The organism is Lachnoanaerobaculum sp. OBRC5-5, assembly GCF_000296385.1.
Taxonomy (GTDB): domain Bacteria; phylum Bacillota; class Clostridia; order Lachnospirales; family Lachnospiraceae; genus Lachnoanaerobaculum.
Genome location: NZ_JH815185.1, coordinates 152898 through 165274, shown reverse-complemented (window position 1 = coordinate 165274; position 12377 = coordinate 152898). Strand labels below are relative to the sequence as shown.

The 12377-nt window shown below is 37.3% G+C and carries 10 protein-coding genes, 2 tRNA genes and 2 rRNA genes; 1 reads left to right on the top strand and 13 read right to left on the bottom strand.

What is annotated here, in order from left to right; genetic code table 11:
* The 7 genes from rrf to HMPREF1135_RS00770 all read right to left on the bottom strand — a co-directional run bounded on the left by rrf (window position 1) and on the right by HMPREF1135_RS00770 (window position 6458).
* A 5S ribosomal RNA gene (gene rrf / locus HMPREF1135_RS00800) occupies window positions 1-117 on the bottom strand.
* A gap of 68 nt (window positions 118-185) precedes the next feature.
* A 16S ribosomal RNA gene (locus tag HMPREF1135_RS00795) occupies window positions 186-1717 on the bottom strand.
* 185 nt (window positions 1718-1902) lie between these two features.
* Window positions 1903-1991: transfer RNA gene (locus HMPREF1135_RS00790), tRNA-Ser, on the bottom strand.
* A 56-nt stretch (window positions 1992-2047) separates the two neighbouring features.
* Window positions 2048-2133, bottom strand: a tRNA-Ser gene (locus HMPREF1135_RS00785).
* 120 nt (window positions 2134-2253) lie between these two features.
* On the bottom strand, window positions 2254-2658 hold the full coding sequence (locus tag HMPREF1135_RS00780) for a hypothetical protein (RefSeq protein WP_007590940.1): 405 nt from the start codon (window positions 2656-2658) through the stop codon (window positions 2254-2256).
* Between the two features lie 68 nt (window positions 2659-2726).
* Window positions 2727-4019, bottom strand: coding sequence for a UDP-N-acetylglucosamine 1-carboxyvinyltransferase (locus tag HMPREF1135_RS00775; protein ID WP_007590939.1), 1293 nt, complete (start codon window positions 4017-4019; stop codon window positions 2727-2729).
* A gap of 102 nt (window positions 4020-4121) precedes the next feature.
* Entirely contained in the window at window positions 4122-6458 is a 2337-nt protein-coding gene (locus HMPREF1135_RS00770; protein ID WP_007590938.1) for a hypothetical protein, read from the bottom strand.
* 281 nt (window positions 6459-6739) lie between these two features.
* Between HMPREF1135_RS00770 and HMPREF1135_RS00765 the strand changes: the two genes are divergently transcribed.
* Entirely contained in the window at window positions 6740-7312 is a 573-nt protein-coding gene (locus tag HMPREF1135_RS00765; protein ID WP_007590937.1) for a TetR/AcrR family transcriptional regulator, read from the top strand.
* A gap of 40 nt (window positions 7313-7352) precedes the next feature.
* Here HMPREF1135_RS00765 and HMPREF1135_RS00760 read toward each other — a convergent pair whose 3' ends face one another.
* The 6 genes from HMPREF1135_RS00760 to HMPREF1135_RS00735 form a co-directional block, all read right to left on the bottom strand.
* Window positions 7353-8837: a DUF438 domain-containing protein gene (locus HMPREF1135_RS00760; protein ID WP_007590936.1), complete on the bottom strand. Its 1485-nt coding sequence runs from the start codon at window positions 8835-8837 to the stop codon at window positions 7353-7355.
* Between the two features lie 144 nt (window positions 8838-8981).
* A complete protein-coding gene (locus HMPREF1135_RS00755) occupies window positions 8982-9563 on the bottom strand; it encodes a TerD family protein (RefSeq protein WP_007590935.1) in 582 nt (193 codons plus the stop codon).
* A 113-nt stretch (window positions 9564-9676) separates the two neighbouring features.
* Window positions 9677-10036, bottom strand: coding sequence for a YccF domain-containing protein (locus HMPREF1135_RS00750; protein WP_007590934.1), 360 nt, complete (start codon window positions 10034-10036; stop codon window positions 9677-9679).
* 73 nt (window positions 10037-10109) lie between these two features.
* Window positions 10110-10427: an HIRAN domain-containing protein gene (locus tag HMPREF1135_RS00745; RefSeq protein WP_007590933.1), complete on the bottom strand. Its 318-nt coding sequence runs from the start codon at window positions 10425-10427 to the stop codon at window positions 10110-10112.
* A 110-nt stretch (window positions 10428-10537) separates the two neighbouring features.
* Window positions 10538-11527: a helix-turn-helix transcriptional regulator gene (locus HMPREF1135_RS00740; RefSeq protein WP_007590932.1), complete on the bottom strand. Its 990-nt coding sequence runs from the start codon at window positions 11525-11527 to the stop codon at window positions 10538-10540.
* A gap of 21 nt (window positions 11528-11548) precedes the next feature.
* Complete coding sequence (locus HMPREF1135_RS00735; RefSeq protein ID WP_007590929.1) at window positions 11549-12277, bottom strand: NAD-dependent protein deacylase; 729 nt, start codon at window positions 12275-12277, stop codon at window positions 11549-11551.
* Window positions 12278-12377: the final 100 nt, after the last annotated feature.

Here is a 12377-nt window from a genome sequence, read left to right as displayed (position 1 = left end):
AGCGGCATCCACCTACTCTCCCATACCGTCTCCAGTATAGTACCATCGGCCGACCAGGTCTTAACCATCGTGTTCGGAATGGGAACGGGTGTGTCCCCTAGACGCATCGACACCGCTAATATTATGTTTTTAGCACCTTTTAATTTAGTACTAAACAGTACTCACAACCCCTACTTTATCCTTAGAAAGGAGGTGATCCAGCCGCACCTTCCGATACGGCTACCTTGTTACGACTTCACCCCAGTTATCCTCCCTGCCTTCGGCAGCTCCTTCCTTACGGTTAGGTCACTGACTTCGGGCATTGATGACTCCCATGGTGTGACGGGCGGTGTGTACAAGACCCGGGAACGTATTCACCGCAGCATTCTGATCTGCGATTACTAGCGATTCCAGCTTCATATAGTCGAGTTGCAGACTACAATCCGAACTGAGACGTTATTTTTGTGATTTGCTTGGCCTCGCGGCTTTGCTTCACTTTGTTTACGCCATTGTAGCACGTGTGTAGCCCAAATCATAAGGGGCATGATGATTTGACGTCATCCCCACCTTCCTCCGGATTATCTCCGGCTGTCTCGTCAGAGTGCCCATCTTACTGCTGGCTACTGACGACAAGGGTTGCGCTCGTTGCGGGACTTAACCCAACATCTCACGACACGAGCTGACGACAACCATGCACCACCTGTATCCCTTGTCCCGAAAGACTAGCTTCATTACAAAGCTATTCAAGAGTATGTCAAGATTTGGTAAGGTTCTTCGCGTTGCTTCGAATTAAACCACATGCTCCACCGCTTGTGCGGGTCCCCGTCAATTCCTTTGAGTTTCATTCTTGCGAACGTACTCCCCAGGTGGAATACTTAATGCGTTAGCTTGCGGCACCGAAGAGTTTACCTCCCCGACACCAAGTATTCATCGTTTACTGCGTGGACTACCAGGGTATCTAATCCTGTTTGCTCCCCACGCCTTCGAGCCTCAACGTCAGTTGTCGTCCAGTAAGCCGCCTTCGCCTCCGGTGTTCCTCCTAATATCTACGCATTTCACCGCTACACTAGGAATTCCGCTTACCCCTCCGACACTCAAGCTATACAGTTTCCAAAGCAGTTCATGGGTTAAGCCCACGCCTTTCACTTCAGACTTGCATTGCCGTCTGCGCTCCCTTTACACCCAGTAAATCCGGATAACGCTTGCCCCCTACGTATTACCGCGGCTGCTGGCACGTAGTTAGCCGGGGCTTCTTAGTCAGGTACCGTCATTTTCTTCCCTGCTGATAGAGCTTTACATACCGAAATACTTCTTCACTCACGCGGCGTCGCTGGATCAGGGTTTCCCCCATTGTCCAATATTCCCCACTGCTGCCTCCCGTAGGAGTTTGGGCCGTGTCTCAGTCCCAATGTGGCCGTTCACCCTCTCAGGCCGGCTACCGATCGTCGCCTTGGTGGGCCTTTACCTCACCAACTAGCTAATCGGACGCGGATCCATCTTATACCTATAAATATTTTACCCCTGCACCATGCGGTGCTGTGGTCTTATGCGGTGTTAGCGGAAATTTCTCTCCGTTATCCCCCTGTATAAGGCAGGTTATCCACGCGTTACTCACCCGTCCGCCACTAAGTCTACCTAAATTCCATCCGAAAACTTCCTTTGGGCAGCTTCGTTCGACTTGCATGTGTTAAGCACGCCGCCAGCGTTCATCCTGAGCCAGGATCAAACTCTCATATAAAAGTTTAATCTAGCCTTCTCGCTAGCTTGCATCTGTTTTCACAGATCTACTGTTTTTTAAAGGTTTTAAATTCTGTTCGAATCTAAACGTTGTTTTTACTGAAATCTCATCAATTATTTTTTTTAAATAATCAAGTTATTTTCAGGGTTGTGTGTACTGTTTAATCTTAAATTATCAAGGATCAACGCAGAAGGAGGGATTTGAACCCTCGCACCGCTATTAACAGCCTACTCCCTTTCCAGGGGAGCCCCTTCAACCACTTGGGTACTTCTGCTTGGTTGCGAGTTATCCTTCTTCTGTTCACCTCTTTGCTTTTGGGCAAAAAGGAAGCGGAGAGGGTGGGATTCGAACCCACGCGCCCTTGCGGACAAACGGTTTTCAAGACCGCCTCGTTATGACCACTTCGATACCTCTCCGTAACTGCCTAATTATAATATCGCAACAAGGCATTAATGTCAAGCATTTATTTCTATTTTTTTCTAAAAAATTTAAAGGCCGTAAAACCCCTTTATTTAAGCCGATTTAACCCCTTTATTCTAATAGACTTCATAAACTATATCGCTGTCTGCTAAAAGATTTTCATCAAACTTTATCAGCAGATAAAGTTCTCCTGCTTGTGTTTCTCCCACACGATATCCAAGTGCAAACATATTATAGCATCCGCTTTTATCAAAAATGATATCACTTAACTCCAATATATCTACATCCTCATTTTTATGTTGCTCTTTGATAATACCCCTTGCCTCTTTATCAAGCCTCTCTATATCATTTATAATCCTTTCAAGAAGGTCCCCTAAATATGATAACAGCTCTTCTTCTCTGTATCCCGAAAAATCAAAGTTTATTTCTTTACCGTATACATTACCTGTAAAACAAATATTATCATCATTACTATGCCACTCTTTTCCGCCACATATATATAGCAGTTCTTCCCTTTTCATATATCCCCTTTTCTTATATTTATTTATTTATATAAAAAGCGGACAGCCAAGCCGTCCGCAAAACATTCTTATACAACCTTGATATTAAACTTTCTTGCCTCAACTTCACTGTCCACTTCTCTTATATCGGCGCCCAATGAAACCAACTTGCCTTCAAAATCTTCATACCCTCTTTTTATATACTTAATATCATCCACTGTGGTCTGTCCCTCTGCTGCAAGCCCTGCCAAAACAAGTGCCGCACCGGCTCTAAGATCCGGTGCTTTAAGCGCCGCTCCTCTAAGTTTTGCTACGCCGATAACCATAGCGGTATTACCCTCTACTTTGATATTTGTACCCATTCTTGCGAGTTCATCCACATATTTAAATCTGTTCTCAAATATACTTTCAACTACCAGACTGCTGCCTGTAGCAAGAGCCAAAGCGGTAGTTATCTGTGGTTGCATATCTGTAGGAAAGCCCGGGTAAGGTAATGTCTTTATATTTGTAGACTTTTGATTGTTCTTCGCAATAACCCTTATTGCATCGTCAAATTCCACAACCTCACATCCCATCTCCATAAGTTTTGCACTTATAGCTTCCATATGCTTCGGTATAATGTTCTTTACAGTAATATCACCTTTTGTAATAGCTGCGGCACACATAAATGTTCCGGCTTCGATCTGATCCGGTATTATGGAATATCTGCTTCCATGTAATGACTTAACACCGTTTATTCTTATAACATCTGTTCCTGCACCCTTTATATCCGCACCCATACTGTTTAAGAAATTTGCAACATCAACAATATGCGGTTCTTTAGCCGCATTTTCTATAACCGTTCTTCCTTCCGCCAATGATGCCGCCATCATAATATTTATAGTGGCACCTACAGATACGGTATCCAAATATATATCCGCCGCAACCAAATCAATGGCATGCGCTTTTACTCTTCCCGACTCAATATCAATCTCAGCTCCCAATGCCTTAAATCCCTTTAAATGCAAATCAATAGGTCTTGATCCTATATTACATCCGCCCGGCAAAGCCACCTCAGCACTCTTATACTTACCCAACAGTGCTCCGATAAAATAGTATGATGCTCTGATTTTTCTTATAAATTCGTCATCAACCAATACATCCTTTACTGAAGATGCATTAATTCTCACGCTATGTCTGTCAAGTCTTTCAACACTTGCACCGATAGCATTTATCGCCTCAAGCATTACATTAATATCTTTTACATCAGGTAAATTTTCTATATAAACATCTTCATCTGTCATTATCGCAGCTGCCAAAATACCAAGTGCCGCATTCTTTGCGCCGCCTATAGCAACCTCTCCTACCAATGGACTTCCACCGTTCATTATATATTGAGCCATTTTTCTCCTCTATATAAAACTATATATTTAAACTTTAATATTTAAGTAAATAAAAACCCAAATCAAATCTTTCTTTTTTATTACGATTACAATTTTATCACATTACATTCTAAAGGTAAAGAAACAAGAAAAGTCATTTTGAGCGCTATTGAATATACTTTGAGCCTCATTTATATCTATTTTCTGTACACTTGCCGTATTTATATCATATACTGTGACACTTTTTGAATCATACGCAGTTATTATAACCGGATTATTTATTGCTGTAAATGTGAACACAGGCTTTTTAACGGTTAAGAAATACATTGCTTCTTTTAATGTTATACCCTGAAATCTTGTAAGCCCGTTATTTTCCCAATAATTTACATATTCTCCGGCTTTGTTTACATCAAAATTTGTATTTGACGCTGTCTCAACAATTGCCCTCGCATACACCATTATACCTTTTCTTCTTACAAATCCCATATCTGTATATGCGGTATCTATAGCATTCACCGGATTATCATATATCCCTTCCAACTTGGAATTAATATAGACATAATACATATTGTCAAGATACGATTTGTTCAAATCAATATTATATTCTATATCGGTACTGTCAATTTGAAGATCCTTAAAGTAATAAGCCTCACCTTCAATCCACTTACCGGTGTCTATGACATAGTTCTTTGCTCTGAAACTGTCCATATAAGATGATACTCTGCTCTCACTTGCCACAGACTTGTTACTGATTATTGTATCCTCTCCCGACCTGGTAAAGTTTTCACCGTCATATTGATAAAGATCAATATGCACACGATTTCCCTTTACATCAATATTGTCAATATATCTGCCGTCATAAGTATATTCCTTTTGTAATTCCAAAAGATTATTGTATATACTCACCTTTTCAAAAATACTTCCTGTAGATTTACCGTTGATTGTATTTGAAATATTTTGAGATTCTATTGCTACTACCAAGTCGCTTCCAATATACCCTATAGGCAACATTATCTCATTTGCATTATCTAATTGCTTATTTTCTCCTGTAGCAAAATTATAAATATTCAATCCGTCTCCGATATTCCAGGATAATAAACTCTTATCCTGACTTATGGAATACTTTCCGTTTTCAAGGTTTTCCGCCACAGTCACATAATTTCCCGACAAAACATCAAGGCCTACAACTTTATCCATAAGCTTAAGATAAAGCATTGCATTATCACCCATATATGCAAGTTCATCTATCGATTCCTTTAAACTTTGAGCATCAATTTCTGTTTTTACAAAAGCCAGCTTTGAAACTTTTTTTGTGCTCTCCATATATTTAAAAAGGCAAACACCTACAGCTCCTATATGAGACGAGTCAACATTATATCCATAACTTATAAAGTACAATCCGTCTCCAAATTTCAGCGGATAAATATAACTGTTTTTTCCTACGCTGTAAACCTGTTCAAGACTTTCCTTTTTACTGTCTGATAAAAAGAGCTTATTATCTGCCAAGAATGCAATTTTCTCGCCTGTATTATCCGATATAGACCTGACATTTTTATTACCGATGCCTAAATCTATTTTCTTATTGTATTCAATATCTTTTGATAAACTTTGATTCATCGTTCTGGTATAATCCAGCATATAAAGTCTTTGTGTACCGGATTTGCAGATAAAATTCTCTTCTATATTATAAACTTTGTTTTCCGAACTTGCAGTAAAGCTGAAATGTATTTCCCCTACCTTACCGTTATAATTTACAAGGCTCACCTCTTTTTCAGAAGGTGTAAGGTTCATTCCGTTATAGCTTATCATATTGAAATCCGACTTCAATGTTACATATTCAAGTCCTCTTGAATTCCCTGTACCGTCACTTTCAAGGTATACGGTATTGTCTTTTGCCGTATTGCCGTCAAAATTATTATTTGAAAAAGTATTTGCCATATCTATAAGTCTTTTGGCAAATTCGGTATTGCTCCTGACTACCCTGCTGTAATAATGAAATGTCTGTCCATTTGTATACAATCTAAGTTCAAGAAAGTATTCTTTATTTTCTTCCACCAGACTTGACAGATGCAAATCTATAATATCGCCATCAAGTTTTGTCCTGTCTCCGCTTTCTACAAGTTCATTAGTATCAAATGTTCTTATACTGTAATCATACTCTTCAATATCTGCAATATTTGCATCTACCACTCTAAACTTCATACTGTAATCATCCAGTACCAATGACAGTATATTGTCGGCAGCCTCAACATCCGTCTCATCACTGTAACCATACATTTTATTTATATAATAATCTCCAAGTACATTATATAATCTCGGTATATTAATATCACTTGCCTCAATATCTCCACCTGTATTGTCAACTTTATTTTTTTTCAAAAAAGAGTATAATAAAAAACCTATTACCGCCAATAGGAATACAAATACAAATATAATATATCTAAATTTCTTAGTTCTCATAAAATTCCCTTATATCACATAATATTTTAAAGTCAAATAGGGCTCTTAACCCCCGGTATTTTATTATACTATACTTTTCACTTTACTTGAAATATTTTTTAATTAAAAAATATTTATTACATACTTAGTTTATACTTGCTTTTTTTACTGTAATTGACTATACTTTTAAGTATATTAATGTACATTGGTTAATTAACTGATATGGAATTCTTAAACATCGTCTATTGTACATTTAGTCGAAAAATTGGAAATTTTATTTTATAACACTATCGGGAGGTTTTATGAACGAAAAAACTGTAGACAGGCGAGTAAGAAAAACCAGATCGCAACTTAGAAAATGTCTGAGTATCTTGCTTGAAACAAAGAAAATCCAAAATATCACTGTAAAAGAACTTGCACAGATGGCAGACATAAACAGAGGAACCTTTTACTTACATTATAAGGATGTATATGATTTGATGGAGCATATACAAGCCGATCTTTTAAAAGAATTTGAAGATATACTTACCAAAATAGCTCCGGATACAGACAACCTTGTACCTTTTATAGAAGCTTTATTTGTATTTATATATGATAACAAAGATATGGCAAAAATATTCCTGCATGACGATTTGGATGCAAACTTCTCTAATGAACTTAGAAATAAATTGCAGACCTGTGTATTCAATAAGTATAAGGCTTTTATAAAGCAAAAGAATATGCCTTATTTTGAATTATATTACGATTTCATTCTTTCAGGAACACTCGGTCTGCTTGTAAGATGGATTGACAGCGAATTTGAGATGTCACCTCATGATCTCGCAGTACTTACTCTCTCATTTATACGCAACGGACTTACAAATATTATGGAATAATAAATCGAGCCTATGAAAAATTCATAGGCTCTTTATTATATCAGTTATTCTGACCTTCTTCTTCAAAATGCTTTCTTGCAAAATCCATATCCTGAACTATTTCCATTGTTCCAAGATATTTTTTATTTTTGTCTCTGACTGCCATATACTTTACAAGCATGTCCTTATTGTTCTTCTTCATCCAGATAGCAACTTCATCTCTGCTTCCGTTTTTAAATCCTGATATTATCTCTCTCACCATCGGCTCTATCTTTGGAGGATGGCATGAATACACATCCCTGTCAATTGCCATTAACGGTCTCTTAAATGCTTTAGGACAATCATTATCATTGAAAAATCTGTTTATATCATCGGCATCTATAAATGTAATCTCAAGAGGCATGGTATCTAAGAGTGCAATAAGCTGCTCCTTTGTAAAATGTCCTCCCGGAAGTACTATCTCACCGTCAATATCGTCAAACTCTCTTTTAACTTTCTCGGCTTTATCAAAACTTTCAGGTACAATATCAAGACAGTTCTCATATCCCTTGCTGTCAAGATAAATATTTAACCAGTCCTCATCTGTAAAGTTCACTGTACATATCGGGAATAAAATATTGGCTTCTTTATAAATCATCTCCTGCATACGGGTGATTACAGCCTTCATATCCTCTATCCATTTCTCATCTTCTTTTTCGATTTTATCAAGTCTTCCAAGCTCATCTCTGATTTCGTCATCTACAGACCACATTACAGTAGCAGGACCCGAAACATTATATTTGGTCTTTAACAAAGTATATAAAAGATCGCCCTTCTTTGCATAATGCATTGAAACTTCTCTTATCTTTGAAAGTAGCGCTCTGTCTATCTCATTGTTTTCCATTTTATCCAGAAATTCATTTATATACTTCTCAAGATTTTCATTTTCTCTTGTAAATGTAGAAAGCGGATGTCCCTTTGTCTCAATAAGCATTTTAGTGTCATCTTCATTTGCACCGCCAGCCATACTCATAGTATTCTTTATTTCATTTTCATTTCCAAGCTCATTGCTTGTTGTTCCATGAAACAGTGCCGAGTGAACGTCACATAATTTTTGAACCTCCTGATACGGCATTCCGGATTCCATCAGTGACTGCTCCGCCTTCATTATTTCACTTGCATCTACAGATTCAAATTTTTCTCTGAAATCTTTTTGAACCGACTCCAAAGATTCACCGTTTGAAAGTCTTATCAAATACTGCTTTAGTAACTCGGTACTGTCTTCAGTGTTATTTGGTATACTCTCCGCTACCCCTTTTAATTCTTTTTCTTCTTTTTTGTCCTCAGCTATCTCATATCCATGCTCTCTAAAAACTTCTTTTATTTTTTCAAGAGGAATGCCCTTCATTTCAGCACCCTTATTTATAGTAATAAAACGCCCCATAGAATTTAACATAACAGGATTTTTTATATCTTTAAATCCGAGACCTGCGAATATTTCAATAAAGTCAGGATATTCCTTTGCCAACTCAAAAACCGGTTTATTTAAATCAAGTATCTTACTCATATCATTCTCCTTTTCCCCATATAAGTTAGTATACCCTAATTATAATCTTATAAAAGACATTTTTCAGTATCATATGTTACAACATAAAAAAATATATAAAAAAGGACTGACACTTGAAAAAGTGCACAGTCCAAATTTTAAAATTTATTCCGCATCTATTCCGTACATATTGCAAAGAGCAGCCAATCCACCCTGATATCCGCTACCTATAGCATTGAATTTCCACTCGTCACCGTTCTTATACAGTTCACCGAATACAACTGCGGTTTCTATAGAGAAGTCCTCACCAAGGTCATATCTTAAAAGTTCTTCACCTGTATTCTCATCAAATATTCTTACAAAGGCATTTGACACCTGACCGAAGTTCTGCCTTCTTGCTTCCGCCTCATAAATAGTTACTGTGAATGCAATCTTTGTGATCTCTGCAGGAACTCTTGAAAGATCGATCTTTATCTGCTCGTCATCACCGTCACCTGCACCTGTAAGATTATCTCCCAAATGACTTATTGCACCTGACGGATGATTAAGGTTTCCAAAGAATACGAAATCATTCTGACTTGAAACCTTACCTGAATCTGTCAAGCAAAATGCTGCCGCATCCAAGTCAAAATCTGCACCTGTATCATAGGCATTTGTATCCCATCCAAGTCCTACCACAACATTCTTAAGTCCCGGATTTCCCTTTGTTAGACTAACTTTTTGACCTTTTTTTAAACTAATTGGCATATTATCCTCCTGATATATCATTGATATATAAATTACCAAAATTTGTTACCTCAATAATATATCAATTATACTCATTTTTCAATCAGCTACCATGTAATTTAAGAATGTCTTCATTAAATCACCCTGGCTCCAAAAGGCATTAATGAAAGTTTAGCCAATTTGAAGAACTGAAGTCCAAAAGGAAAACCTATTATGGTTATACAAAGGATCACACCGGCTGTCGCATGAGCGATTGCCATAGGTATTCCAAGTATAATAAGCCAGATAATATTTACAATCAAACTTGCCGCACCTCCGCCATATACCACTTCTTTTCCGAAAGGGAAAAATGCCAGTCCGGCAAATTTAAAGCATTGTAGACCTAAAGGTATACCTATGACCGTTATACAGCAAAGACAACCTGCAAATATCCACATCAGTCCACTCCAAAGTCCACAGAAAATAAACCACAAAACATTACCCAAAGTACCCATACTTACTCCTTATATTACCTTTATTTTGCGGGCAAGAAGCCATCCTCAGCTTTTACCTTTGTACAATAATAGACTAAATCTTATTATCCAACAAGGATTTTTTTGAAACCTTACATACAATACCGCAATCCGTTTTATATACCACCTTTACTACCGCACTCTCACCTATTTTATCATATAATCTTCCTGCACTGAATGATTCACCAAGCACTGTATATGGGCTGTTTGCCACATACCCGATCTTACCCAGTCCTTCACAAAGAACCTGTATAGCCTCTTTATCATATTCATTATCAGGCTCCTTCTCTAAGAAAAGTTTCATATCTTTTTCCAAAAATTCACTTCCGAAATAATGTCTTGTACCTGTAACTGTTATAAATACCTTTTCCATAACATCCTCCAATATGAGTTTCTCTTTTGATTATAAGATATCATATGTGCTGTCCTTTAAAAATACCATCAAAAAAGACTTTCACTTTTAAAGTAAAAGCCTTATTAAATCTATTCATATTTCATTATAAATTTCTTTGTGTATTCCCTAAGTTCATTAACAACTACTCTTGGAGATACTATTTCCACATCATTTCCAAGGCTGAATATCCACCCGAAAAACTGTGGGCTGACATTTATATCCACAATCAACTCACTGTGGTTTTCATCTATTTTTCTGAAAAGAGTATCTTTTCCGAATCTGTCTATAAATACCCCACACATATGATTTGCAAATTTTATACATACCTTGGTCTTTTCACCATGATACATACCGAATGTCGCCTTTGAGTATTTCGCCATATCAAAGTTTTTAAACTCTTCTTTTCCGGCTCTTTCATCATTTCCAACTTCGATATACATCATCTTATCTACACGGTAATGTTTGATTTTATTATCCCAGTCGTCAAAGGCGATCATATAGTAGTTTTCATCATCCCAAAGCAGTGCCCAAGGACTCACAACAAAATAGCTTCCACCATGTCTTTCCACAAGTTTCTTATCAATATCCCATTTGTAGTATTTGAACTTAATCTTCCTGTTTTGGTTTATAGCAGTATGTATATCATCCACATTGTAATAAACACTTTCATTCATAGTCTTTACACGATCGTTTATCACAATCTGTCTTTGTAATTGCTTGGCCTGATGCTCACTTACAAAATTCTTTACTTTAGAAATCAGGGACTTTGACTTTTTTTGAGTAATAAACTTTGCAGATTGTACAGCGTCAATAAGAAGCTTTACCTCTGCAAGCTCAAACTCTCTTCCTGCGATATGATAAAAGGTCTCTCTACCCCTTTGCTCCTTTATAACATCTATACCCAATTTTGACATATCCTTAAAGTCTTCATAAATGCTTTTTCTCTCGGCACTTACTTCGTACTTCTCAAGCTCCTCAAGTATTTGAGGCATAGTGAGACTATGCTCATCATCAGTCTTCTCTGTCATAATCTTCATAAGATATGTAAATTTAAATTTTTGATTGCTCCCCCTTGGCATAACTCACCTCTTTTTTATTTTCTATTGAACAATTATTCCGCTCATAATCTCTCCGATAGGAGCATTTATAGATAACTCGGCATTTACAGCTTTTCCGGTCTCCGACTTATTTATTACAACAAGATGCTTACCCTGAAAATAGTCAATAAAACCTGCAGCAGGATATACCACCAAAGATGTTCCGCCGATTATAAGAGTGTCTGCAGATGCAATAGCTCTTATCGCAGCGTTTATTACATTTCCGTCAAGCCCCTCTTCATATAGAACCACATCAGGTTTTATCATACCGCCACATTCACAATACGGTATTCCATTTTGATTTTTAACATAATTTGCGTCATAGGATTTTTGACACTTCATACAGTAATTTCTATGTATACTTCCGTGAAGCTCATAGACTGTTTTACTTCCGGCTTTTTGATGAAGTCCGTCAATATTCTGTGTCACTACAGCCTTAAGCTTTCCCGAGCTTTCAAGCTCCGAAAGTTTATTATGTGCTGCATTAGGCTTTGCATCAAGGCACATCATTTTATCCTTATAAAACTCATAAAAAACTTCAGGATATTTCATAAAGAAGCTGTGGCTTACCACCTGCTCCGGTGAATACTTATACTTTTGATGGTAGAGTCCGTCCGCACTTCGAAAGTCCGGAATACCGCTTTCGGTAGAAACTCCGGCACCACCGAAAAATACTATATTGGTACTGTCATCAATAATCTTTTGAAGCTCATTTATCTCTCTTTCGTACATAAGAATCCCCTTTCTTCCCATATACATCAGGTATCTTATACTATTTTATCACAGTAAATATTTACGGCAAGAATAAAAATAGCAATGAATAATTTCATTG